A 23,051-nucleotide genomic window follows, 5' to 3' on the forward strand; every position below is an offset into this window, starting at 1 on the left:
GGAGGAAAGGATGAGTGCCGAGAAGAAGGCCGAGCACCTGACCGAGAAGGCCAAGGGCAAGGTCAAGGAAGCCACGGGCGCCGTCACCGGCAACGACTCCAAGAGGGCCCAGGGCAAGGGCGAACAGGCCAAGGCGGACGTCAAGCAGGCCGGTGAGCACGCCAAGGACGCCTTCCGGCACTGACCCCGGCCCCTGCCGGGCCGGTGACGTGCGCGTGGGGCGGCGGGCCCCCGGCCTCCGGGCCGGGGGCCCGCCCGCGCCCGCTCAGCGCAGCGCCTTGGCCATCACCAGCTCCCTGGTCACGCCGTCCGGCAGCAGGGGGCCGTGTTCCGTCGTGACGGCGAAGCCGTGGCGGCGGTACAGCGCCATCGCGTGGTCGTTGCCCGGGATCACGGTCAGCCGCAGCGTCGCGGCACCGGATCCGCGGGCCCACGCCTCGACCGCCCCCAGCAGCAGGTCGCCGGCCCCGCGGCCCCGTACGCGGGAGCCGGCCCACAGCGACCGCAGCTCGCTCACCCCGTCGCCCACCGGCACTCCCCGGGCCAGGCCCACGCCCCGGCCGTCCAGGAACGCCACGAGGTGGTGGGCGCCGGGCCGGCCGAACCGGGCGCGCCACTCCTCCTCGCCGCCGCGGTGCCAGTCCGCGACCCGCGCCTTGAAGGCGTGCGGCGACTCGGTGAGGGCGGCGACCCGCAGATCCCGCCACAACGGCCAGTCGTCGGTGGTCACCACGCGCAACGTCACCATGCGGCCCATGGTGCCGCATCGGGGCGACGGTGCCTCATCGGGGCGGGGCGGGCCCTGCCGAGGGCGGCGCCTCCCGCAGGAGGCCGGCGGCCACGCGCCCGTACAGCAGACGGGCCGACCGGGCCACCACCGGGCCGAAGAGGCCCGGTACGCCCCGTACGCGGAGGTCGCCCTCCCACACGACCCGCGAACCCGCCCCGTCGGGGCCCACCTCGATCCGCGCCCATCCCCTCACCACGCGGCCGCGCTTCTCCAAGAGGCAGCAGCCGGAGCGGCCGGGGGCCGGTGGTTCCCATCGCACGACCTCCATCGGGTCGTCGAACGCCACCGGGCCGCGGCCCGTGCGGGCGACGAAGCGCGTGCCGGCGCCCGTCGGCGGCGGGGTGGTCACGGTGATGGCCGTGAGGGGTACGTGCGCGGCGTGCCGTTCCCAGCACGTGATGCGGTGCCAGGCGGTGTCGAGGGGCAGCGGTGAGCGGCGTTCGACGCTGAAGTGGACCATGGCGCGTTCCTACCCGTTCTCTCCGTGTCTTCCTTCTCCATGCGGCGCCCGGCCAGGCGCCCGGCCACCAGCACCACCGTCGCCAGCATCGCCAGCGCGCCGCCGCACCACAGCGGCCCGCGGACGCCGAAGGCGTCCACGGCCCGGCCGCCACCCAGCGCGCCCGCGGCGATCGCGGCGTTGAAGACGCCGGCGAAGAGGGCGGAGACCGCCTCGCCGCGGCCTTTGGGGGCGGCGGCCGTCAGCCAGGACTGGGCCGACACGGACACACCGCCGTACGCCAGGCCCCACACGGCGAGCAGGGCGATCGCCGGCAGGGGCCGGCCCTCCAGCGGGGTCAGGGCGAGGACGGTGGCGCCGATGGCGGTGCTGAGGACGAGCAGGGTCCGGCGCGGGGCCCGGGCGGCGGCCGCGCCGCCGGCGAAGGTGCCGGCGACGCCCGCCAGACCGTAGAGCAGCAGGACCGCGCCGACGGCCCCGGCGCCGATGCCGCCCGCCTCCCGCAGGACGGGCCGGACGTAGGTGTAGGCGGCGAAGTGCCCGGTGACGAGGGCGGCGACGACCAGCAGCCCGGACCGTATCCGCGGTACGCGCAGCGTGCCCGCGAGGGTGCGCAGGCGTACGGCCTCGTCGGCGGGGAGGGCGGGCAGGGCGGCGGCCAGGAGGCCGGCCACCACCAGGGCGAGGGCGCCGGCAGCGGCGAACGTCCAGCGCCAGCCGGCCAGTTCGCCGAGGAGGGTGCCGGCCGGTACGCCGGCGACGGAGGCCACGGCGATGCCGCTGAAGACGACGGCGGTGGCCCGGCCGGCCGCGGGCCCGGGGACGAGGCGGGCGCCCAGGCCGGCGGCGACGGCCCACACGCCGCCGATGCACACCCCGACCACGAGCCGCGCCGCCATCAGCACCCCGAAGGAGGGGAGCACGGCGGGGGCGAGGCCGGCGAGGGCGAGCAGCAGCATCAGGCCGCACAGGACGCGGCGCCGGTCGGCGTGCCGGACGGCGACGGGGAGCAGGGGCGCGGCGAGGGCGGCGGTCAGCCCGGGCAGGGTGACGGCGAGTCCCATGGTGCCGTCCGACACGCCGAGGCCGGCGCTGAGCGGGGTGAGCAGCCCGACGGGCAGCATTTCGGCGGTGACGACGCAGAAGGTGGCCGCCGCCAGGGCGAACACCGGCAGCGGGAGCCGGCCGCCGTGTTCCGGGGGGAGGGGAGTCCGTTCCATGGTCTCCAGCCTCGGCGGCGCCCCGTCCGGGAACAACGGCGAAGATCTCACGCTTCCATGAGGCGGGCTCATCGATGGGGAACCAAGGGTGAGCGGATCGTGCGGGAGAAGGAGCGTCGCGTGGGCGGGCTGGAGCTGCGGGAGCTGGAGTGCTTCCTGGTGCTGGCGGAGGAGCTGCACTTCGGGCGGGCCGGTGAGCGGCTGTACGTCTCGCAGAGCCGGGTCAGCCAGCTGCTGCGCGCGCTGGAGGGCCGCGTCGGCGGGCGGCTGGTGGAGCGTACGAGCCGCCGGGTGCGGCTGACGCCGCTGGGCGAGGGGTTCCTGGCGCGGCTCGGCCCGGCGTACGAGGCGCTGGCGGCGGCGGTGGAGGAGACGCGGGCGGCGGCGTCGGGGGTCGCGGGGACGCTGCGGGTCGGGTTCGTGGGGGCGGCGGGTGCGGGGCTGTCGCGGGCGCTGCGCGCCTTCCACGCCGCGCACCCGGCGTGTGTCGCGGAGGTCGCGGAGATCCCGTTCGCCGACCCGTTCGGTGCGGTGCGGGAGGGGGCGGTGGACGTGGCGGTGGTGCCGTTGCCGGTGGCGGAGCCGGACCTGGTGGTCGGTCCGGTCTTCTCGCGCCACCGGCAGACGGTGGCCCTGCCGGTGCGTCATCCCCTCGCCGGCCATGCGGTGGTGCCGGCGGCCGAGCTGGCGGGGCTGCCGCTGGTCCGCCCGGCGGGGCCCGCGCCGGCGTACTGGCGGGCGGCGCAGGCCCCGTCGGACGTGCCGGGGCCGGAGGTGACCACCCTGCAGGAGGGGGTGGCGCTGGTCGCCGCGGGGCGGGGCGCCCTGGTGCTGTGCGGGCCCACGGCCGGTCAGCTCCGGCGGGACGACGTGGTGTTCGTGCCCGTGGAGGGTCTGCCGGACTCGGTGCTGGGCCTGGTGCGGCACCGGGACGGGGACAACGGGCGGGTGCGGGCGTTCGCCCGCGCCGTCAGGGAGTGCGCGTAGCCGCCGGTCAGGCCGTGGGGCCGGGCCGGTCGGGCACGGCGTCGGGGCTGGAGCGGGGGCGCGGGACGGCGGCTTCGGCGCCGGGGCGGAGGGAGACGGTGCGCTCGGGGGCGGGGATGCGGATGCCCTCGGCGCGGTAGCGCTGGTGCAGGCGCTTGATGAACTCGTGCTTGATGCGCCACTTGTCGCTGAACTCGCCGACGCCGAGGATCACGGTGAAGCCGATGCGGGAGTCGCCGAAGGTGTGGAAGCGGACGGCGGGCTCGTGGTCGGGGACGGCGCCGGGGACGTCCTTCATCACCTGCTCGGCGACGTCGACGGTGACCCGTTCCACGTGTTCCAGGTCGCTCTCGTAGCCGACGCCCACCTGCACGGTGACGGAGAGCTTCTGCTCGGGCCGGGTGAAGTTGGTCATGTTGGTTCCGGCGAGCTTGCCGTTGGGGATGATGACCCGGTTGTTGTTGAGCTGCTCGACGACCGTGTTGCGCCAGTTGACGTCGACGACGTAGCCCTCCTCGCCGCTGCTGAGGCGGATGTAGTCGCCGGGCTGGACCGTCTTCGAGACGAGGATGTGCACGCCCGCGAAGAGGTTGGCGAGGGTGTCCTTCAGGGCCAGGGCGATCGCGAGGCCGCCGACGCCGAGGGCGGTGAGCAGCGGCGCGATGGATATGCCCAGGGTCTGCAGGACGATGAGGAAGCCCATCGCCATGACGACGATGCGGGTGATGTTGACGAAGATGGTCGCCGAGCCGGCCACGCCGGAGCGGGACTGGGCGACGGCCTGCACCAGTCCGCCGGTGACGCGGGCGGCGGTGAAGGTGGCGACGCCGATGACGAAGGTCGTGAGGATCTCGTTGACGACGTGCCCGGCCGCGCGGTTCAGCGGGAGGGCGGCGGCCGCCGCGGCGACGCCGCCGGCCACGGCGGACCACGGCGCGAGGGTGCGCAGGATGTCGACGATGATGTCGTCGCCCTCCCACTTGGTGCGGCGGGCCCGCTCGGCGAGCCAGCGCAGGATCACCCGGAGCACGAGGGCCGTGGCGAGGCCGGCGGCCACGGCGATGCCGGCGGCGATGACGTCGTGCAGGGTCAGGTCCCGGGTCACCGTCGGCCCTCCTGCCGTCGGGCCGACGTTCCGGAGAGCGGGGCGGTGGCGCCGGGGGGCGCCGCCTGGAATCCGGAGTAACGATTCGTCACTTCTACCTGCCTGTCCGCGTGGTTCGTGAGGGCGCCGGTTCCCGGTGCGGGACCCCGGCGCGCGGAGTCATAGTGCACCACCGCCCGCGCGCCCCCGTACGCAGGCCGGTCAGTCGGGGGCGAGGGCCTCCAGGTGGGCGGTGACGGCACGGGCGCAGGTGTCGGGGGTCACCAGGTCGGGGTGGAGGACGGCGGAGAGGCTGAGGCCGTCGAGGAGGGCTGCGAGGCGTTCGGCCTCCAGGTCGTGGTCGAGGCCCGGGCGGAGGGCGCCGTTGGCGGCCAGGCGGATCAGGACGCGGCGCAGCAGGTCGCGTTCGCCGTGGGCGGCCTCGCGGGAGAGCCCGGCGAGGGCGGGGTTGGTGCGGGCGGCGGTGACGAAGTCGATGAAGACGGTGACCTCGGCGCGGCGCCGGTCGTCGAGCGGGAGCAGCTCGCCGAGCAGGCCGGCGGCGATGCGCCGCTGCTCGGCGTGGGGGTGGCGGGAGAGGTCGCCGGCCTCCTCCACACGGGCCGTCAGGCGGCCGGCGAGCCGGTCGAGCATCGAGCGCATCGCGAAGTTCATCAGCTCCTGCTGGCCGGCGAAGTAGTGGCGCACGGAGCCGATGTTGAGCTGCGCCTCGTCGGCGACGTTGCGCAGGGAGGCGCGCTGGAGGCCGTCGCGGGCGGCGACCCGGAAGAGGGCGTCGACGACATGGCGGCGGCGGGCCTCGGGATCCACGTATCTGGGCACCCTTCTTTTTTATCACGGCCGTGATACATTGGATTTATCACAGGCGTGATAGAACCTCGCCGCCTGCCGTACGAGGCCGGCGGGGGCGGAACACGGACGGAGGTCCCGCGGATCATGGAGACGTACCTCAACTTCCTGCTCATCAGGTTCGGGCTGATCGCCGGCGGACTGGTGCTGCTGGCCCTGGCCGCCTTCGCCGTCGCCGTGGTGCTCAAGCGCCGGGGCCGGCTGGAGGACGTCCGCCGGTACGCCGAGCCGGCGGCCCGCGCGGCGATGCGTGCGGCGGCCCGCCGGCTGGAGGGCGGGTCCGCCGCCCGTCGCGGCGGAGGCGGAAGGGGTGAGGGGCGGTGATCCCGCTCGCGTCCGAGGGGGACGAGCTGCTGCACCACCTGCTCCTCGACTACGCGCTCAAGGGCGTGATCGTGGTGGTGGCCGTCGTGGTCCTGGCCATCGGGATGGTGGTGATCTGGCGGAAGGCGGGGCGGCCGCAGGGCCGCGACGACGCCGGTCGTCCCCGCCGGACGGGCGACATCGGCGCACCTCCGCCGCGGCGCGATCCCTCCCGTCACAAATGAGCCATCGGCATATTCCAGCCAATCCCCAAGCGACCAGTCTCAGTCGTGAGTTAACGGCCATATAGTCATGCCCGCAACGCTCTGATCACACACGGTCATCGGGCGTCACGGGCATGACCTTGTCGTGTTTCCCGTCATGTGACGCGTTCTCCGCGGACCGCCAGGCTCCACCAGCACGGTTTCTTCACCGCTCAACCAGTGCACTTTCAGCCTTCGCCCTCCGCCTCAAAGGAGATCGCCATGTCCGATTCCGCTCGCACCGCCGCCGGCTTCGGCCTCCAGGACCTGGAGCTCGACCTCAGCGACCTCACCGTCACCTCGATGCGCGACACCGCCGCGCTCCCCGAGGGCGGCGCCTCGTGGGGTTCCTGCTCGTGCCAGGCCTCCTCGTCCTGCGCCCACCCGCAGCTGGAGACCGGCACGCCCGACGTGGGCTGACCGGCACCGGCGCCGGCACCACTCCTCCTGACCCTCCGACAAGGGAGACACCATGGAACCCACCACCGGCACGGCCGGTTTCGAGCTCGCCGACCTCGACCTCGGCGAGCTCACCGTGACCTCGATGCGCGACACCGTCGCGCTGCCCGAGGGCGGCGCCTCGAACGGCGGCAGCTCGTGCTCCTGCGGTTCGTCGTCCTGCGCCCAGCCGCAGCTGCCGCACCCCACCGCCTGACCCGCGCCGCGCGGGACGACTGACGCCCGCCACGGGCCGCACCCGTACCACGGTGCGGCCCGTGGCGGGCACGGCACCACGAAAGGGACGGGCCGTCATGCCGCACTCCGCGGGCGGGAACACCACCGCCGCCGGCCACCTCGCGAGCACCGCGCCGTACGCGCTCGCCCGCGCGACCGTGCTCGCGTACCCGGCCCAGGGACCGGCCGGTACGGAGTTCCGGGCGCTGCTCGACCGGCTGGCCGCGCTGGACGGCGCACTGCCGGCCCTCACCGGCCCCCTCTGCGACGACCTGTACGCGAGCCGCGACGGGCACCCCGAGGCGTTCCACCGCGACGTCGTCCTCCCGCTGCGCCGCGCCCTGCACAACGGGCGCGAACCCCGGCCCGCGCTGCTGGCCCGCCTGGGCGACCTGCCCGGCCGCGTGCCGCGCCTCGCCGAGTGGCTCGCTCTGCGCGAACGCCGCGGCGCGCTCCTCGCCGCGCTGGACAGCGCCGCGGGGCCGGCCCTGGCCGCCGAGCGGGCAGCGCTCGCCGCCCTGTGCCGGGAGCCGGCGCTTGCCCGTGCGACGGCTCTGACCAGCCCCGACCTGCTGCGGGCGGTGCAACGGGCCGGTACGGGCGCGGACGACCGCAAGTCCCGCAAGGAAGAGCCGACCGTCCTGCGCTACGCCCTGCGGGCCAGCACGAAGACCAGCCCGTTGTCGTGGTTCACGGCGGTCGGCTGGGGCCCGCTGCCCGAACCGGCGCCGGGGCAGCGCCGGGTTCGGTGCTGGGGCGAAGCGCCCCTGCTGGACGGGCCGTTGACCGCGGTGGTCGAGGTCAACCGCGCTCTGACGGCCGCCCTCACCGCCGCCCTCCTGGACGCCCCTCACCGCCGCACCGCACTCCCCCACCGCATCACGAGCACCGCCCGCACCACGGACGGCCGCGCCACGTACTCCCGCACCCGCACCGCCTTCGCCGGCGGCCGGTACCTCGTCGTCGACGAGGACGAGGCCGAAGTGACGTACAGCGGCCCGCTGCGCCTGGTCACGGAGCGGGCCACGACGCCGGCCGGACTGGACGCCCTGACGGACGCGCTCGCGTCCGCGCTGCCGGGCGCGGCGGACAGCCGGGCGGCGGCGGCCGGCTTCCTCGACCGCCTGGTGGAAGCGGGCCTGCTCGTACCCACGGACCCGGTCGCGCCGCAGGACGACGACCCGTTGGGCCGCCTGGCGGAGTGGCTGCGGGAGGTGGGGGCAGAAACCGGGGCCGGCGGTGACGTGGCGCTGGCCCGCCGCGTCGAAGGGATCGCCCGTGCCACCGGCGCGTTCGGGGCCGCGGCCGCCGCGGAGCGGCCCGGGATCCTCTCCTCCCTCGTGCGCGACTGGGCCGCCCTCCTCGCCGACGCCGGGCGGCCCGTGCCCGCCGCCTCCGTGCCGCTCAGCGTCCTGTCCGAGGACGTGGTGGCGCCGCGGCCGTTGCGGCTCGACGGGTTCCTCGACCGCGCCGATCACGAGGCGCTCGCCGAGGCCGGCGCGGTGGCCGAGCTGTACGACCTCGGCCACATCGTGCGGCAGGTCCTGCGGGACCGCTTCGTCGCCCGGTACGGCAGCGGCGGCGTCTGCCGCCACCCGTGGGAGTTCGGCGACGACATCACCGCGGCCTGGGAGGACGCCGGGCGCCTCGCCGCCCTCTCCCCCGCCGACGAGGAACGTTTCCCCACCGGTGTCGCCGGGCTCGCTGCCCTGCGACGCGAGCTCGCCGGCGCCGGCCATGCCGCGGGAGACGGCGATGTCGTCCTGCCCGCCGGTCTCGTCGAGGGCCTGGCCGGGCGGCTGCCCGGCTGGGCCCTCGAACGGCCGCTCAGCCACGCGTTCTTCCTCCAGCGCGACCCCGGCGCCGGCCTGCTCTGCGTCAACCGCGTCTACGGCGGCTGGGGCCGGTTCACCAGCCGGTTCCTCGACGCCCTCGACCCGGCCGCGGCCGGCGCCGTGGCCCGGCAGGTCCGCCGCGGCCTCGGACCCGGCGCGCGGGCGGCGCAAGTCCGCCCGGTCGGCGGCTTCAACGCCAACCTCCACCCGCTGCTCGTCCCTGACGAGATCGGCCCCGACCCGCGCCCGGCCTCCATCGGCGAGGCGGACCCCGAGCTCGTCCACGACGAGGCCGGCGACCAGGTGCGGTTGCGGCTGCGGGCCACCGGCGAGCTGCTCGACGTCCTCTACCCGGGCTTCCTCGCCCCCCTCATGCTGCCGCGCCGGCTCGGCGCGTACCTCGGTGACCAGCCGCACGGCGTCGTCGACTTCGGCCCGCTCGTGCCGCGGCACCCCGTCCCCGCCCCGGGCGGCCGCGTGATCCGCACGCCCCGGCTGCGTCACCGCCACGTCGTCCTGCAACGGCGCCGCTGGGCGCTGCCCGCGGGGGTGCTCGGCGCGCTGCGGGCCGAGCTCGCCGCGTCACCGCGTGCCACGGTCCCGGCCGGGACCGTGGCACGCTGGCGGGCCCTGCTCGGCTTGCCGGACCAGGTATTCCTGCACCCGGCCGCCACCGTGCCGACGGGCCGGGCGGCCGAGGACTTCCACGCCCACCTCGCGCGGCCCAAGCCGCAGTTCGTGGACCTGGGCAACGCGCTCCACCTGCGCTGCCTCGGCAAGTGGCTGGCCCGCCACCCCGGCGGCGCGGTCCTCGAGGAGGCGCTGCCCGCGCCCGGCGGCCGTGCCGCGCCCGTCCGCGCGGTGGAGCTGGTCGTGGAGACGTACCGGGCCGGCCGGGCCCGCACCACCGCCCCCCTTACCGGAGAGCCGAGGACATGACCGTTCCCTCACCCGCCCTCGACGTCGTGGCCTACTACCACCAGCCGGTGAAGGCGGCACTGCTGCGCGAGGCCGTGCTGCCGCTCGCCGCCACGTGGGCGGCGCGGGGCTTCACCCCGCACGTCGAACGGCACTGGCTGCACGGCCCCCACCTGCGGCTCCGCCTCCAGGGGCCCGGCGACCTGCCCGCGGCCGCCGAGGAGGCCGCGGCCGCGCTGCGCGCGTGGGTCGACACGCACCCGTCGCGGAGCGACCTCACCGAGGCAGAGCTGCTCGCGCAGGCCGCCGAGGCCGGGCGCTCCGAGCTCGTCGCCCCGCCCTACGGGCCGGTCGTGCCCGACAACACGGTGCGGACCGAGCCCGTCGACCTCGCCCCGCTGCGCGGCCTCCTCGGCGACGACGGCGTCGCGCTCCGCGACAACCTGCTGCGCGACGGGCTGGACGCGCTGCGCGCGGGCGCCGCGTTCCTGGGCGAGCACGGCGACAGTGGTCAGGCGCGGGTGCAGCTGGTGGTGGCGGCGCTCGCCGCGCACGCCGCCGCGCACCCCGGGGGCCTGGTGGGCGGCCACTACTCGTACGTCTCGCACCTGGAGGACTTCCTCGTGCACGACGACCCCGACGGACGGCTGCGGGCCGCGTTCGAACGCCGCTGGGAGACCGCCGGGGAGGCGGTGACGGCCCTCGTGGGCCGGATCGCCGGCGGCGGGGCCCAGGGCTGGGAACGGGCCTGGGCCGGCTGGTCGTCCGCCGCCTGGGCGCTCGCGCAGGCACGGTACGACGCGGGCGCCGACCTGCACGGCGTGCCGCTGGAGTACCGGGTGCGGGCGGCCGCGACCGGGGACCCGGCGGCGGCCGAGCGCTGGAACCAGGACATCCGCACCCGGTACAGCGAGTTCCACCGGCTGCTGCGGCGCTCGGACCCGGAGGGCGCGATGTGGAGCCGACCGGACTACCTGGTGTACCGGGCGTGCACCAATGCCCTGTACCGGCTGTTCGCCATCTGCGACGTGCGGCCGCTGGAGCGCTACCTCGCCGCGCACCTGGTGGTGCGTGCGGTCCCGGCCCTGACGGGGTGCGACTGGCGCGCCGAGGTGGGCGCGGTCATCGACGCGGTGGAGGGCCGGGCATGACGGCGGACGACGAGCGGCTGCGCCCGGGCGTCGCGGTCACGCCGTTGCGCAACGGCCTTCACCTGCGGGGGCGGCGCGGCAGCGTCACGCTGGAGGGCAGCACGGCACTGCCGGGCCTGTGGCGCCTCCTCGAGGGGCCGCTACGGGCCGGCGAGGCCGAGGCGTTGCTACGGCAGGCCGAACCGGGAACACCGGTCCGCGCAGCCCTGGACACGGTGTTCGCCCAGCTCCGCGCGCACGACCTGCTGATGCCCGCCGCCGCTGCGGACGCCCCGGACTGGCTCGCGGCGTCGGCCGCCGATCCCGCCACGACGGCGGCCGCGCTGGCCGCGGTGCGGGCGGAGGTGACGTCCGGCGCGCGGGGCGGCGCACTGGCGGGGGCGGTGATACGGGCCCTGGCCCGCAGCGGCGTCACCTGCACGCACGCGCCCGGGGAGGACGGCCTGCCGGACGAAGCGGTGCTGGTACGCGCCTGGGGCCCGGGACGGGAACACGCGGTGGCGGCCGGCACGACGGACGACTCGGGCTACGTCACCGCGCCGGGCACCCCGGCGCAGGCTCAGGCGGACGCGACGGCCCTGACGGCGCGGTTGCGGACGACACCGTCGCCGGCCGGCGGCGTGGACAGCGGGGTTCGGACGGCCGGCCGCCCCCTCCGCGACGTCCCCGCTTCCTTCGTCTCCCTCCTCGCGGGAGCCGGCGCCCAGCGGTTGCTGTGTGCTGCCGGCGGCATGCCGGATCCCGCCGAGGAAGGGGACGACCCGCGGTTGCCGGCCGGGGTGCCGGCCGTGCTCGTTGCCACCGTCCGGCCCGGGCGGGCCGAGTACCGGGCGTGGGCCGGGGGCGCGCGGGTGGAGCTGCGGCCTGCGCGGACGCTGGACGAGGCGTTGCGGCGGGTTGCCGTGCTGGGGGACGAGCGGGTGGGGGTGCTGGCGGCGCCCGAGCCCGGGGCGTTGCGGCAGTTGCCCGTGCCGCTCGCCGCCTGCGAGGTGCCCGGCGGCACGCTGCTCGCCGGGGCGCCGCGCCTCGATCTCGCACGGCTCGACGCGTTCTGCCGGGCCGCCGAACTCCGGCTCGGCGGCGCCGGGTGCGCCGTCGGTGCGGACCCCGGCCACGCGTGGGGCCGGGCCCTGCGCCGTGCCGTCCCCGCCCCCGGCGGCGTACCGCTGCCCGCGGCCGCCTGGTCCGGGCATCCGCAGGCCCGCCACGGCTGGACCACGCTCACGGAACGCCTGGGGGTCACCGCCTCCGTGGAGGTGTTCCCCGTCGGAGCGGACGGGGAGGTGTACCAGGCCGTCGTGTGCGGCGCGCGGGCCGTCGAGGCCACGCCGGGTGACGCGGCCGCGTTCGCGCTGCTCGGCGCCATCGCCGCGCGCAGCGCCGCCGAGCAGGGCGTCACCCACCGGTACCTCTCCACCGGTGACGGCTCGGTCGCGCCGCTGGCCGCCGCCGGCGTGACCCTGGCGGCGTGGGAGGACACCGGCTGGACCGCCGGCTGGCTGGCCGGCGTGGCGCGCCGGGAGGCCGCCCTGCACACCGCGCTGCACCGGCTGACGCGGCTCCGCACCGGCCCGGCACCGGCGCCGGCCGGCCTGGCCGCGCACCTCACGGCGCTCGGCTTCACCGTCCTGCACACCGAGGAGAGCAGCAAGTGACGACCGTGCTCGACGCGGCGACCGCGCTGGCGACCACGAGCGGCACCGCCGTCGTCCTCCTCACGGAGTGGACGCTCGGCCTCGCCGAGGAGCTGAGCCGGCACGCCCTCGCCCACTCCGTGGCCCTCGTGCCGGTGCGGTACGACGGGCCGGTCACCGTGATCGGGCCCGTGCTGCGCCCGGGTGCGGCGGCGTGCCTGGCGTGCACCGAGTACCAGCGGCTTGCCACGGCCGGCGGCCGCGTGCCGTGGCAGAGCCCCGCCCTGGCGCTGGCCGGCGTGCCCTCCCCCGCCCTCGCCGAGGCAGCCAACGCGCTCGCCCAGGAGCTGCTGGACGAGGAGCCGGCCGCCACCACCGCCACCGTGCACCTGCTGCACAACGGTCGGGCCACCTGGTCCACGCACGAGGTGCGTCCCGTCGGTGGCTGTGCCGTCTGCCGGCCCCTGCCGCCGGACTCGGCGGATACGGTCGAGCCCCTGCCGTCCGCCCCGCGCCCGCTGCCCGACCCGGCGGTGCTGCGCGGCACCAACGACCGTACGAGCGGTGCCGGGCTGCGGGCGGCCCTCCACGACGAGCGGTTCGGGCCGGTGCGCCGGCTGTTCCGGTCGGAGGACTCGGCGTTCTGCCTGACCACGGCGTGGGTGACCGACGGGCGGCTGCTGGACGACGGCGGCTACGGCCGCGCCGCCGACTTCGCCGGCAGCGAGCGGGTGGCGCTGTTCGAGAGCGTCGAACGGTTCGCCGGCATGCGCCCCACCGGGCGGCGCACCGTGCTGCGCGCCTCGTTCGCCGAACTCGGCCCGGAGCGGGCCCTCGACCCCGAACGGCTCGGCCTGCCCGACCCGGCCTTCCACGGCCACTCGTCGTCGCCCACCGTGCCGTACACGCCCGGCCTGCCGCTGGACTGGGTGCACGGCTGGTCCCTCACCCACGGCCGGCCGGTCGCGGTGCCCGAGCACGTCGCGTACTGGGACGTGCCCGGCCCGGGCCGGGCACGGGTGGTGTACGAGTCGTCGAACGGCTGCGGGCTGGGCAACAGCCCCGAGGAGGCGGCCCTCTACGGCCTGTTCGAGATCGCCGAGCGCGACGCGTTCCTCATGGCCTGGTACACGGCCACGCCGCTGCCGCGCGTGGCGCTGCCGCCCGGTGACACCGGGACGGCGCTGCTCGCCGACCGCGCCGCCCTGGCCGGCTACCGGCTCGTGCTCCTCGACGCCACCAACGACTTCGGCATTCCGGCGGTCGTGGCCGTGTGCCGCTACGAGGGCGGCCACGCCGAGGCGCCGCGGATGTTCCTGGCGGCCGGGGCGCACCACGATCCGCGCGTGGCGATCCGTTCGGCGGTCGCGGAGGTGGTGACCAACGTCCTGGAGGCGCCGCACCGGGCCCGCGCCGAGAGCCGGACGCACGATCCGGACCGGCTGCGGCCGATGCTCGGCCGGCCGGAGCTCGTGGTGGGCCTCGACGACCACGTCGGGCTGAACACGCTGCCCGAGGCCGGCCCGCGCCTGGAGTTCCTGTTCGCGGAGACGCCGTGCCGGACGGTCGCCGAGGCGTGGCCCGGCGCCCCGGAGCCGGTGGCCGACCTGTCGGCCCTGCTCGGCGCGGTCGTGCAGCGGCTGGCCGGCGCGGGCCTGGAGGTGATCGCCGTCGACCAGACCGAGCCGGGGCTGCGCGACCGGCTCGGCCTGCACTGCGCGAAGGTCGTGGTGCCCGGTGCGCTGCCGATGACGTTCGGGCACGTCAACCACCGCACGCGCGGCCTGCCCCGGCTGCTCGGCGTGCCGTACCGGCTGGGCCGTACGGAACGTCCGCTGCGGCCCGAGGACCTGACGATCCACCCCCACCCGTTCCCGTGAGGACCTTCCGTGACCGACGCCGTGACTGATGCCGCAACCCTGACCAGGTGGCACAGCTTCCACCTCTTCCTGCACTCCGGCACGGAGGACACCGACGCGTTCCTGACCGAGGACGTGGCCCCGCTGCTCGACGGCGCCGCCGAGTGGTTCTTCATCCGGTACGGGGAGGAGGGGCCGCACGTACGCGTACGGGTGCGCGGGATCGACGGCGGGGCGGCGTCGGGGCTGGCCACGGAGCTGGCCCGGGCCGCCGCGGCGCGGCCCGCCGTGCCCGGGCCGTGGCCGTCGCGCCACGGCGAGCTGCGCGCTGTGGCCTACGTGCCGGAGACCGACCGCTACGGCGGGCCGGGCGCGCTGCCGGTGGCCGAGGAGGTGTTCGCCGTCTCGTCGCGTGTGGCGGTCGCGGCGCTGCGCGAGCTGCGGGCGGGGCCCGGCGCCGCCGGACGGCTGACGGTCGCGGCGGACCTGGCGCACGCCACGGCGTACGCGCTGGGCATGGACCGGCTCGCGGCGGCGGGGTGGCTGCGGCGGCAGGCGGCGGGCTGGCGGTGGGTCACGGAGGTGCCGCTGCTGCCGGGTGCGGCGGTGCACACGCGGGTGAACGCGGTGTACGCCGCCCAGCAGAAGGCGCTGGTGGCCCGGGCGGAGGCGCTGCGCGAGGGGCTGGAGCGGGGCAGCGGGGCGCCGTGGCTGCTGGAGTGGGTGGCCGCCGTGCGGGAGGCGGACGGGCGGCTGCGGGCCCGGTACGCGGAGGCCGGCGAGGCGGACCGAGTGCTGCCGTGGGTGTGGGCGTCGCAGCTGCACATGCTCCTCAACCGGCTGGGCGTGGGCCCGGACGAGGAGCGGGCCGTGTGCCGGCTCGCCTCCCGGACGCTGCTGGACGCGGGTGAGCCGCCGTCGTTCTTCCCCGTGGGGCACCGGGCGCCGGACGTGCAGTATCTGGAGCGCAGCAAGTTCCAGATCGGCCGCAACGAGGACACGGCGCTGCGGCCCCTGCCCGGTGCTGACGCGGAGCCGGCGGGCGGGCGAGGCCCGGCGGACGTCCCCCTGCCGGCGGGTCCGCTGCCGGCGGTGTCGCTGGGCGAGGCGCTGGCGGCCCGGGCGTCGGTGCGCGGCGCGCTGGGCGGGCCGCTGGACGCCGCGGGGCTGGGCACGGTGCTGTGGTCCGCGCTGGCGGAGAGCAGCCGTTCGCGGCAGCGTCTCGCGGACGGCTCCGGGCGGGCCCTGGTGCACCGGCCGTACCCGAGTGCCGGCGCGCTCTACACGGTCCGGGTGCGGCTGCTGGCCCTGGACGTCGCGGGGCTGCCGGCGGGGACGTACGACTGTGTGCCGGAACGCCGTGTGCTGCGCCCGGTCGGCCCGGTGCCGCCGGTCGCGGACGTCGTGCCGCTGTCGACGTACTTCTCGCGGCCGCCGGAGGACCCCGACTGGATCGGTGTCGAGGGGGCGCCGGTGGTGCTGGGCGTGTACGTGGAGCTGGGGCTGCTGCGGCGCCGGTACGGGCTGCGTGCGCTGCGCCTGGCGCTGCTGGAGACGGGCCACCTGACGCAGACGCTGCTGCTGACGGCGGCGGCCGTGGGCCTGGGCGGCACGCCGCTGGGCGGGTTCCACGACGACCTGGCGCACGAGGTGTTCGGTCTGGACGACCTCGACCGGCCGCTCCAGTACCTGCTGCCGCTGGGGCGCCGTACGGAGGGCTGAGCGGGGCGGGGGGTGGTGGGGCACAGCTCATTACGGCCATGGGGTTGGCCGGGGCCGTGCCGCGCGCCCCCGGCGCACTTCGGCGGGGGCCGGCCGGGTGACCGTCACTCCCAGCCCTTGCGCCCCGGCCGTCCCGCTACTGCACCGTCCCTCGCCCCCACGGATGCGAAAAAGTGGATTTGACGTACTTATCTACTGTCACCTGACTTCTTCTCCCCCGACTGGATTCTGCCGATAGTGGCTTGTGCGGGCGGGGGGCGATACGTGAACGTTGGCACCGGCACCTTTCCCCGTCCGCCCAGGGCCCCGCCCGCCCGACGAAGCCGGAAAGACACCGATGCGCCGTGTTCCCGAGTTGCGCCCGCCCGTCCTCCGCACACCCGCCGCAGCACCGCCGCCGGCCCCCGGCCGGGAACCCGTCGCGGTCGCCCTCGCCGGCGCCGAGTTCGGCTGGGGCAGCTCGGGGAAGCTGAGCGCCGTGCTCTCCGCGCTGCGGGACCGGTCCCCGGTGGCGCTGCGGTTCGTCGGCCTCGCCTCCGGCCTGGGCCGCCCCGTCCTCGCCGAACGCTCCGACATCGCCTGGTACGACCTGCCGGGCTCCGCCGAGGGGCGGCGGGCGGCGCTCGGCGAGATCGTGCGCTCCCAGGGGGTGCGGGCGGCGCTGGTCGTGCTCGACGGGCCGCTCGCCATGGACCTGGAGGCGGCCGGGGTGCCCACCGTGTTCGTGGACAGCCTGCCGTTCCTGTGGACCGAGGGCGACCGGGCCGCGCTGCCGCTGGACGTGACGGTCTACTGCGCCCAGCGGTCCACCGAACTGCCCCCGGAGTGCCGGGACGTGCTGGCCTCCGTCAGGTCGCTGCGCTGGGTCGAGGCGGTCGTGGCAACGGCCGGGGACGCCCCGGCGCCGCGCCTCGCGCCGCCCGCCGCCGTCCGGCCGTGGCGCCGGGCGCTGGTGAGCCTCGGCGGCCTGCGCGCCCCTCGGCTCGCCGACTGGACCGGCTATCCGCGCGTGGTCGTCCCCGCCGCCCTGCAGGCCCTCGCCGCGCAGGGCGTGCGCGAGGCGCACCTGGCCGGCAACGTGCCGCCGGGCCTGCTGGCCGGGTTCGTCGAGCGGCCGCCGCTGCGGGTGACGGCCGGGCCGCTGCCGCACGGCGCGTTCCTCGCCGAGATGGCCTCCTGCGACGTCCTGCTCGCCTCCCCGGGGCTCACCACCCTGCTGGAGGCGGGGCGGCTGGGCGTGCCCACGGTGTGCCTGCCGCCGCAGAACCTCAGCCAGATCTTCAACGGCCGCGCCCACAGCCGGGCGGTGGGCGCCGACGTGCGGGTGCCGTGGCCGGACGACGTCTTCCGCGAGGAGGACGCGCTCGCGCTCCGTGCGAAGGGCGAGGAGCACGCCCTGGAGCACGTCTACGCGGGCATCGGCGAGGCGGCCGCGCGGGCCGGCGGCGCGCCGGCGGTGACCGCGCTGCGGGACGCCCTCCTGGCGGCGCTGGACCGGGCCGCGGAGGGAGCGGACTGGGGTGCGCTCACGGCGGGCGTGGGCACCGGCGGCGCGGCCCAGGTGGCCGACGCGGTGCTGGCGATAGTGCGGGACCGCTCATGACGGTCCTGTGAGCCGCCTCCCCGTCCGGTGCCCGTGAACGGTCCGAAAGGCCACGTCCGATGCCTGAGCGTCCGGCGCGCGAGCGTCACCGCTACCTGTTCGTACGGATCCTGGAAGCCTGCAACGCCGACTGCTTCATGTGCGAGTTCGCGCTGTCGCGCGACGCCTACCGGTTCTCCCTGGAGGACTTCGAGGAGCTGCTGCCGCGCGCCCGCGCCGCCGGGGTGGCGTACGTGCGCTTCACCGGCGGCGAACCCCTCATGCACCAGGGCGTGGTGGAGCTGGTGCGGGCGGGCGCCGCCGCGGGCATGAAGATGTCCCTCATCACCAACGGCATGCTGCTGCCGCGGATGGCGGAGCGCCTGGCCGCGGCCGGACTGGCCCAGGTGATCGTCAGCCTGGACGGCGCCTCGGCCGCGACGCACGACGTGTACCGCCGTTCCCCCGGCATGTTCGGCAACGGGCTGGCAGGGCTGCGCGCGGCCGCGGCGCTCGGCGTCCTGCCGCGCGTCAACACCGTCGTCGGGCCCCACAACTACACCGAGGTGCCGCAGCTCCAGAAGGTGCTCACCGAGGCGGGCGTGGTGCAGTGGGAACTGTCCGCCCTCAAGCTGGACCGCAGCATCACCTACCCCGACCCCGCGCACGTGCGGCAGGTGTGCGACCCGGTCTACGACGCCGACCCGGACACCGTGCTCGTGCCGCTGGGCAAGCGGTTCTACGGCGACACGCCCGAGGAACAGGAGCGGTACTTCACCGAGTCGGTGACGCCGCGCGCCTCCCGGCCGCTGTGCCACGTCGTCGACGACGTGATCTACATCGACGGGCGGTACGGGCGCGTGTACGCGTGCAGTTGCCTGCCCCACCGGGACGGCGACGGGCCGGCCGCCGGCGCGCCGCTGCGGGAGAACGGCACCGTGCTGCTCGACACGCCCGTCTTCCGGGCGCACGCCGACTTCTTCCGCGAGCACGGCCCCGAGGTGTGCGGGGGCTGCTCCACGACGGCCGCGGGCTACAGCGACGACGTCGCCCGGCTCGGCACGGTGCCGCCATGGCGCTACTGACCCCGGCCGGCGGCGGGCCCGCCGCCCCGCCGCGCCCCCGGGTGCTGCTGGCCGCGCGGGAGGAGCAGCTCGACTCGGTGCTGGCCCGGCGCCGCGTCGCCGCGCACCTCACCGGGCTCGCCACCACCACGCGCCGGTCTCCCGGCACCCCGCCGGACGTGGCCCTGGTCTGCGACGACGCGGCCGTCACCGGGCGTCTGCTGGACCTGGGCGTCCCCGTGGTGCACCTGCGCTCCGGGCACACCCCGGACGACGAGCCCCACGACGCCGGGGCGTACGGCATCGGGCGCGCGCTGCACCGCGTGCACCGGCCGGGCTGGCTGCCCGGCCCCTCGCCCGCCGGGCCCGGCGCCCGGCCCACGGGGCTGCTGGGGCCGGCCCGTACGGCACGGGACCGGACCCGTACGGGTGCGCTCCTGCTGCTGTCCCTGTGGGGCGTCCCGCCGGACGAGGCCCAGCGGTTCGCGGCGGGGCCGCTCCGGGCACTGGTCCGGACGGCGGTGGAGCGCACCGGCCGGTGCGACGTCGTCTGCGACACCGGCCTCGCCGGGGCCCGGTCCGCAGCGACCGGACCGCACCCGCCCCGGCAGGTGCGGTGGCACCGGGCCGCGGACACCGACGCCGACGCGCTGCACGCCGGGTGCGCCGTGCTCCTGGCATCCCCCACCCTGGCAGCGCTCGGACTCGCCCAGGCACGCCGTGCGCCCCTGGCGTTCCTGCCGCCGCTTGGTGCCGCGCAGGCGGACCTGGCCGACCGGGTGGCGCGCCTGCTCCCGGTGCCCGTGGCCGGGGGGCCGGACGACGCCGTGTGGGACCCGCCCGACGGCGGGCCGTGGCGGTCGCTGGACCCGGACGCCGACGACCTGCGCGGGGCGCAGCGCGTGGCCCGGGGCGTACGCCAGCTCTGCCTCGCCCCGCCCTGACCGGCCCCCTCTTCGCTCCGGAACCGTCCCACCGTCCCACCGTCCGATCGGCCGTCGACCCTGGAGCCGCCATGTCCGGCACACCCGGCGAACACGACGCGACCGCAGCCACCGCCGGCTTCCGGCCCCGCATTCCGGCCGCGGAGTGGAACGACTGGCGCTGGCACATGCGGAAACGCATCAACAGCACCGAGAAGGCCCGGCAGTGGATCCACCTGACCTCCGAGGAGGAGAAGGCCATCGCCGGCTCGGCCGGCAAGTACCGCTGGTCCATCACCCCCTACTACGCGTCCCTGATGGACCCCGACGACCCGTCCTGCCCGGTGCGGCAGCAGGCCGTCCCCGCTCCGGCGGAGCTGACCGAGCACCCCGGTGCCGAGGTCGACCCGGTGGGCGACACGTACTACCGGGTGACCAACCGCGTGGTGCACAAGTACCCCGACCGCGTGATCCTGCTGGTCACCGAGGCGTGCCCGGTCTACTGCCGGCACTGCACGCGCAAGTTCCACACCACGGACCTGTCCGGCACCTATTTCCGCGACGACGAGGGCGGTGCGCTCGACGAGGACCTGCGCTACATCGCCGAGCACCCCGAGATCCGGGACGTGCTGCTGACCGGCGGCGACCCGCTGTCGTACCCGGACGGCCGCCTGGAGGAGATCGTCGCCGGGCTGCGGGCGATCCCCACCGTGGAGATCGTCCGGATCGGCAGCCGTTTCCCGGTGCTGCTGCCGCAGCGCATCACCGACGAGCTGTGCGCCATGCTGGCGCGCTATCACCCCGTCTGGCTGAACACGCATTTCAACCACCCGAAGGAGATCACGGCGGAGTCGGCGGCGGCCGTCGACCGGCTGCTGCGGCACGGCGTCCCGGTGGGCAACCAGACCGTGCTGCTGCGCGGCATCAACGACGACGTGGCCACCATGCGGAAGCTGATGACGGAGCTGCTGCGCATCCGGGTGCGCCCCTACTACCTCTACCACTGCGACAACGTCACCGGTGTCTCGCACTTCATGACCACGGTGGAGAAGGGCTGGGAGGTCATGGAGGGCCTCCAGGGCCACATCACCGGGTTCGGGGTGCCGCAGTACGTCCTCACCACGCGGATCGGCAAGATTCCCGTGGCCCGCCCGTACTTCACGCCCACGCCCGGCGGCCTGCGGCTGCGCAACCACGCCGGGCAGGAGATGACCCTGGACGCCGCCACCTGCCCGGTCACGGAGGACGATGCCCGATGAGCCTCGACAAGCGCCTCGGGCAGCGTTTCCTGCCCTACGGGGCCAACTACCTGGACTGGTCGGACATGCACGAGCTGCGCGAGGCGATCGAGCAGGGCGTGCTGTTCCGCTACCAGACCGAGGGCGAGTCCGTCGCCTCGCGGCTGGAGCGCCGGGTCGCCGGACGCCTGGGCGCCCGGCACGTCCTGGCCGTGCACAACGGCACCGAGGCCTTGCGCCTGGCGCTGATCTCCACCCGGCCGCGCACCGGCGACCTCGTGCACATCCCGGCGGTGACGTTCGTGGCGGTGGCGGGCGCCGTGCTCGCCAGCGGGCTGGTTCCGGTGCTCGTCGACGTCGACGAGTCGCTCTCCCTGGACCCCGGTCTGCTGCCACCCGGCACCGAACGGGTGATCACCGCCCATATGGAGGGCACGGTGGCCCCGGTCCCCGAGGGCATCCCCTACGTGGTGGAGGACTGCGCGCAGGCGCTGGGCGCCGTCCACCCCGACGGCCGGCACGCCGGCACCGCCGGGTACGCGGGGACGTTCAGCTTCCACCACAACAAGGTGCTGACGTCGGGCGAGGGCGGCCTGGTGGTCACCGGCGACCCGGAGGCCTGGGCCACCATGCGCTGCTACCACGACCACGGGTCGGCCCGGGTGCCCGGATGCTACCCCGCGTGGAACCCGGACGCCCACTACGGGGAGAACTTCGTCACCAGCGAGGGCGTGGCGGCCATCCAGTACCAGCAGTTCCGCCACCTCGACGAGCTGCTGGCCGGCCTGGAGCGGCAGCACGCCATCGCCATGGAGGAGCTGCCCGACCGCCGCGACCTGCGGGTGCTGCCGCGGGCCGCCGGCGACGTGAAGATCAGTCTGCGGTTCCGCTGGGAGAGCCGGGAGCTGCGGGACGCGGCGGTGGCCGCGCTCACCGCGCGCGGCATCGCCAACTGGACGCTCGGCAAGTACCTCTTGCCCGAGCACCCGGTGATCACCGGCCGCAGGTCCCTGTACGCCGACGGCTTCCCCTGGAGCCTCGCCCCCGACGGGCCCCTCATGCTCAGCCGGGACGGCTTCGCCCGCACCCGGGACCTGCTGGACCGCACGCTGTGCGTCCCGCTGTCGCCCGAACTGTCCGAGCAGGACCAGGTCCTGGCCGTCAAGGCCCTGCGCCAGACCCTGGAGGCCGTGTGACCGGCAGCGGGCCCGTGCTGCTGATGGCGGACGACCGGGCGAGTTCCTTCACCCGGTACGTGGCACGGGAGATGGCCGGCCGGCTGGTGCTGCTGCGCTTCGCCGCCGTCCGCCGCGACCTGTCGGACGACTACCTGCGGGAGACCGCGCACCTGCCCGCGTTCTGGGTGCGGGAGGGCGTGCCGCTGGAGGAGGAGGTCCGGCGCTACGAGGCGTGGGTGGCCGGCCTGCCGGTGCGCCCGGACCGGTTCTGCAACCCCTCGGAGCCCCGGCAGGCGGTGGCCCAGCGGTTCGCCGCGCTGGCCGGGCTGCCGCACCTGACGCAGCAGCAGGTGAGGTGGGTGCGGGACAAGCACGCCATGAAGGACAGGTTCCGGCAGCTGGGGCTGCGGACGGCGCGGTACGCGCGCGTGGCCGGGCCGGCCTGCGTCGAGCGGTTTGCGGCGGAGTGCGGCTGGCCGCTGGTGCTCAAGCCCGTGGACTCCTTCGCCTGCGTGGACACCTTCCGGCTGACCGGGCCGGACTCGCTCGCGGGGGTCGATTTCGGGGCCCGGGAGTGGATGGTGGAGGAGTTCCTCGGCGGCACGGAGTGGGAGGTGTGCGGGCTCGTCCACGACGGCGAGGTGCTGGACGCCTGGCCGAGCGCGATGCCGTGCCGGCCGCTGGACATCGTCGACGGCGCGATGAACGCCAACATCAGCGTCGCCACCGCCGAGGGCCCGCCCGTGGACCTGCGGTCGCTGCTCCAGCGCATCGTCACGGGCATGGGCGTCGACCACGGCTACCTGCACATGGAGTTCTTCCTCGTCGACGGCGAGCCCTACGCGGGCGAGATCGGGGTGCGGCTCGCCGGCTGCGAGATCACCGCGAACCACGGGTACGCGTACGGCTTCGACGTCTTCGGCGCCACCCTCGACGTCTACCTGGGGCGCCGCCCGGCCCTCCGCTACGGGGCGCGGCGCTGCGCGGGCGACCTGCTGCTGCCCCTGCCGGGCTCGGGCGTCGTCCGGTCCGTCACCCCCAGGGAGGAGCTGTTGCGCATCCCCGGGGTCGTGGCGGCCGTTCTCAGGGTGGGCGCCGGCGATCCGGTGACGGCACGTCGTGCCTCGCACAACGCTTCCGGGTACGTGCACGTGACGGGTGCGTCGGTCCGCGAGGTGGAGCAGCGCATGCGGGCGGTGCTCGACGCCTTCACCATCGAGGTCGGCCCTCCGGCGCCGGCCCGGGAGGCCGGTGCGGCACGCCCCTGACCTGCCGCACCGCGCGGACCGTGACGG

At 76.1% G+C, this 23,051-nt stretch carries 22 protein-coding genes; 17 read left to right on the top strand and 5 right to left on the bottom strand.

The features are described from left to right. Window positions 1-10: 10 nt before the first annotated feature. Window positions 11-184, top strand: a complete 174-nt coding sequence (locus IE305_RS20215; protein ID WP_190131075.1) for a CsbD family protein — start codon at window positions 11-13, stop codon at window positions 182-184. An 81-nt stretch (window positions 185-265) separates the two neighbouring features. Here IE305_RS20215 and IE305_RS20220 read toward each other — a convergent pair whose 3' ends face one another. The 3 genes from IE305_RS20220 to IE305_RS20230 are packed head-to-tail and all read right to left on the bottom strand — an operon-like array spanning window position 266 to window position 2,470. After that, window positions 266-748 (bottom strand): GNAT family N-acetyltransferase, encoded by a 483-nt coding sequence (locus IE305_RS20220; RefSeq protein ID WP_190131076.1) that lies wholly within the window; start codon window positions 746-748, stop codon window positions 266-268. 34 nt (window positions 749-782) lie between these two features. Continuing rightward, a complete protein-coding gene (locus tag IE305_RS20225) occupies window positions 783-1,250 on the bottom strand; it encodes an SRPBCC family protein (protein ID WP_190131077.1) in 468 nt (155 codons plus the stop codon). Further along, window positions 1,136-2,470 (bottom strand): MFS transporter, encoded by a 1,335-nt coding sequence (locus tag IE305_RS20230; RefSeq protein ID WP_190131078.1) that lies wholly within the window; start codon window positions 2,468-2,470, stop codon window positions 1,136-1,138. The genes IE305_RS20225 and IE305_RS20230 overlap by 115 nt, the downstream gene beginning before the upstream one ends. A gap of 120 nt (window positions 2,471-2,590) precedes the next feature. Here IE305_RS20230 and IE305_RS20235 point away from each other — a divergent pair, with 120 nt between their 5' ends. Further along, on the top strand, window positions 2,591-3,457 hold the full coding sequence (locus tag IE305_RS20235) for a LysR family transcriptional regulator (RefSeq protein ID WP_229891247.1): 867 nt from the start codon (window positions 2,591-2,593) through the stop codon (window positions 3,455-3,457). A gap of 7 nt (window positions 3,458-3,464) precedes the next feature. On the opposite strand, the gene IE305_RS20240 is transcribed toward IE305_RS20235, so the two are convergent. Then, window positions 3,465-4,562, bottom strand: coding sequence for a mechanosensitive ion channel family protein (locus tag IE305_RS20240; RefSeq protein WP_190131080.1), 1,098 nt, complete (start codon window positions 4,560-4,562; stop codon window positions 3,465-3,467). A 201-nt stretch (window positions 4,563-4,763) separates the two neighbouring features. After that, a complete protein-coding gene (locus tag IE305_RS20245; RefSeq protein ID WP_190131081.1) occupies window positions 4,764-5,384 on the bottom strand; it encodes a TetR/AcrR family transcriptional regulator in 621 nt (206 codons plus the stop codon). Window positions 5,385-5,498: 114 nt separating this feature from the next. Between IE305_RS20245 and IE305_RS20250 the strand changes: the two genes are divergently transcribed. From IE305_RS20250 to IE305_RS20320, 15 genes are all read left to right on the top strand, one after another. Beyond that, a complete protein-coding gene (locus IE305_RS20250; RefSeq protein ID WP_190131082.1) occupies window positions 5,499-5,735 on the top strand; it encodes a hypothetical protein in 237 nt (78 codons plus the stop codon). Beyond that, a complete protein-coding gene (locus tag IE305_RS20255) occupies window positions 5,732-5,959 on the top strand; it encodes a hypothetical protein (RefSeq protein ID WP_190131083.1) in 228 nt (75 codons plus the stop codon). Before IE305_RS20250 ends, IE305_RS20255 begins: the two co-directional genes overlap by 4 nt. A 240-nt stretch (window positions 5,960-6,199) precedes the next feature. Continuing rightward, window positions 6,200-6,397, top strand: a complete 198-nt coding sequence (locus IE305_RS20260; protein ID WP_190131084.1) for a thiazolylpeptide-type bacteriocin — start codon at window positions 6,200-6,202, stop codon at window positions 6,395-6,397. 52 nt (window positions 6,398-6,449) lie between these two features. After that, the gene (locus tag IE305_RS20265) at window positions 6,450-6,632 is read left to right on the top strand and encodes a thiazolylpeptide-type bacteriocin (RefSeq protein ID WP_190131085.1); all 183 of its coding nucleotides are present in this window, start codon (window positions 6,450-6,452) and stop codon (window positions 6,630-6,632) included. A gap of 97 nt (window positions 6,633-6,729) precedes the next feature. Next, window positions 6,730-9,426: a lantibiotic dehydratase gene (locus IE305_RS20270; protein ID WP_190131086.1), complete on the top strand. Its 2,697-nt coding sequence runs from the start codon at window positions 6,730-6,732 to the stop codon at window positions 9,424-9,426. Beyond that, window positions 9,423-10,556, top strand: a complete 1,134-nt coding sequence (locus tag IE305_RS20275) for a lantibiotic dehydratase C-terminal domain-containing protein (protein ID WP_190131087.1) — start codon at window positions 9,423-9,425, stop codon at window positions 10,554-10,556. The genes IE305_RS20270 and IE305_RS20275 overlap by 4 nt, the downstream gene beginning before the upstream one ends. Continuing rightward, window positions 10,553-12,211 (top strand): hypothetical protein, encoded by a 1,659-nt coding sequence (locus IE305_RS20280; protein WP_190131088.1) that lies wholly within the window; start codon window positions 10,553-10,555, stop codon window positions 12,209-12,211. Before IE305_RS20275 ends, IE305_RS20280 begins: the two co-directional genes overlap by 4 nt. After that, a complete protein-coding gene (locus IE305_RS20285) occupies window positions 12,208-14,070 on the top strand; it encodes a TOMM precursor leader peptide-binding protein (protein ID WP_190131089.1) in 1,863 nt (620 codons plus the stop codon). Before IE305_RS20280 ends, IE305_RS20285 begins: the two co-directional genes overlap by 4 nt. Window positions 14,071-14,079: 9 nt before the next feature. Continuing rightward, complete coding sequence (locus tag IE305_RS20290) at window positions 14,080-15,771, top strand: thiopeptide-type bacteriocin biosynthesis protein (RefSeq protein WP_229891249.1); 1,692 nt, start codon at window positions 14,080-14,082, stop codon at window positions 15,769-15,771. 337 nt (window positions 15,772-16,108) lie between these two features. Then, the gene (locus IE305_RS20295) at window positions 16,109-17,374 is read left to right on the top strand and encodes a hydroxymethylcytosylglucuronate/cytosylglucuronate synthase (protein ID WP_190131090.1); all 1,266 of its coding nucleotides are present in this window, start codon (window positions 16,109-16,111) and stop codon (window positions 17,372-17,374) included. A 59-nt stretch (window positions 17,375-17,433) separates the two neighbouring features. Further along, window positions 17,434-18,438 (top strand): cytosylglucuronate decarboxylase, encoded by a 1,005-nt coding sequence (blsE, locus tag IE305_RS20300; protein ID WP_190131091.1) that lies wholly within the window; start codon window positions 17,434-17,436, stop codon window positions 18,436-18,438. Further along, window positions 18,426-19,361: a CGA synthase-related protein gene (gene blsF / locus IE305_RS20305; protein WP_190131092.1), complete on the top strand. Its 936-nt coding sequence runs from the start codon at window positions 18,426-18,428 to the stop codon at window positions 19,359-19,361. Before blsE ends, blsF begins: the two co-directional genes overlap by 13 nt. A gap of 71 nt (window positions 19,362-19,432) precedes the next feature. Continuing rightward, window positions 19,433-20,599 carry an arginine 2,3-aminomutase gene (gene blsG, locus IE305_RS20310; protein ID WP_190131093.1) on the top strand — a complete coding sequence of 389 codons (1,167 nt, stop codon included), beginning with the start codon at window positions 19,433-19,435 and terminating at the stop codon, window positions 20,597-20,599. Continuing rightward, window positions 20,596-21,774: a DegT/DnrJ/EryC1/StrS family aminotransferase gene (locus IE305_RS20315; protein WP_190131094.1), complete on the top strand. Its 1,179-nt coding sequence runs from the start codon at window positions 20,596-20,598 to the stop codon at window positions 21,772-21,774. Before blsG ends, IE305_RS20315 begins: the two co-directional genes overlap by 4 nt. Continuing rightward, window positions 21,771-23,024, top strand: a complete 1,254-nt coding sequence (locus IE305_RS20320) for an ATP-grasp domain-containing protein (RefSeq protein WP_229891250.1) — start codon at window positions 21,771-21,773, stop codon at window positions 23,022-23,024. The genes IE305_RS20315 and IE305_RS20320 overlap by 4 nt, the downstream gene beginning before the upstream one ends. Window positions 23,025-23,051: the final 27 nt, after the last annotated feature.

This window comes from Streptomyces mashuensis (assembly GCF_014654785.1).
Lineage (GTDB): Bacteria > Actinomycetota > Actinomycetes > Streptomycetales > Streptomycetaceae > Streptomyces > Streptomyces mashuensis.

What these genes read in the sequence shown, in the direction of transcription:
- IE305_RS20215 (WP_190131075.1), top strand. Translation starts at nt 11, where the DNA reads ATGAGTGCCGAGAAGAAGGCCGAGCACCTGACCGAGAAGGCCAAGGGC.
- IE305_RS20220 (WP_190131076.1), bottom strand. Translation starts at nt 748, where the DNA reads ATGGTGACGTTGCGCGTGGTGACCACCGACGACTGGCCGTTGTGGCGG.
- IE305_RS20225 (WP_190131077.1), bottom strand. Translation starts at nt 1,250, where the DNA reads ATGGTCCACTTCAGCGTCGAACGCCGCTCACCGCTGCCCCTCGACACC.
- IE305_RS20230 (WP_190131078.1), bottom strand. Translation starts at nt 2,470, where the DNA reads ATGGAACGGACTCCCCTCCCCCCGGAACACGGCGGCCGGCTCCCGCTG.
- IE305_RS20250 (WP_190131082.1), top strand. Translation starts at nt 5,499, where the DNA reads ATGGAGACGTACCTCAACTTCCTGCTCATCAGGTTCGGGCTGATCGCC.
- IE305_RS20260 (WP_190131084.1), top strand. Translation starts at nt 6,200, where the DNA reads ATGTCCGATTCCGCTCGCACCGCCGCCGGCTTCGGCCTCCAGGACCTG.
- IE305_RS20265 (WP_190131085.1), top strand. Translation starts at nt 6,450, where the DNA reads ATGGAACCCACCACCGGCACGGCCGGTTTCGAGCTCGCCGACCTCGAC.
- IE305_RS20270 (WP_190131086.1), top strand. Translation starts at nt 6,730, where the DNA reads ATGCCGCACTCCGCGGGCGGGAACACCACCGCCGCCGGCCACCTCGCG.
- IE305_RS20275 (WP_190131087.1), top strand. Translation starts at nt 9,423, where the DNA reads ATGACCGTTCCCTCACCCGCCCTCGACGTCGTGGCCTACTACCACCAG.
- IE305_RS20280 (WP_190131088.1), top strand. Translation starts at nt 10,553, where the DNA reads ATGACGGCGGACGACGAGCGGCTGCGCCCGGGCGTCGCGGTCACGCCG.
- IE305_RS20295 (WP_190131090.1), top strand. Translation starts at nt 16,109, where the DNA reads ATGCGCCGTGTTCCCGAGTTGCGCCCGCCCGTCCTCCGCACACCCGCC.
- blsE (WP_190131091.1), top strand. Translation starts at nt 17,434, where the DNA reads ATGCCTGAGCGTCCGGCGCGCGAGCGTCACCGCTACCTGTTCGTACGG.
- blsF (WP_190131092.1), top strand. Translation starts at nt 18,426, where the DNA reads ATGGCGCTACTGACCCCGGCCGGCGGCGGGCCCGCCGCCCCGCCGCGC.
- blsG (WP_190131093.1), top strand. Translation starts at nt 19,433, where the DNA reads ATGTCCGGCACACCCGGCGAACACGACGCGACCGCAGCCACCGCCGGC.
- IE305_RS20315 (WP_190131094.1), top strand. Translation starts at nt 20,596, where the DNA reads ATGAGCCTCGACAAGCGCCTCGGGCAGCGTTTCCTGCCCTACGGGGCC.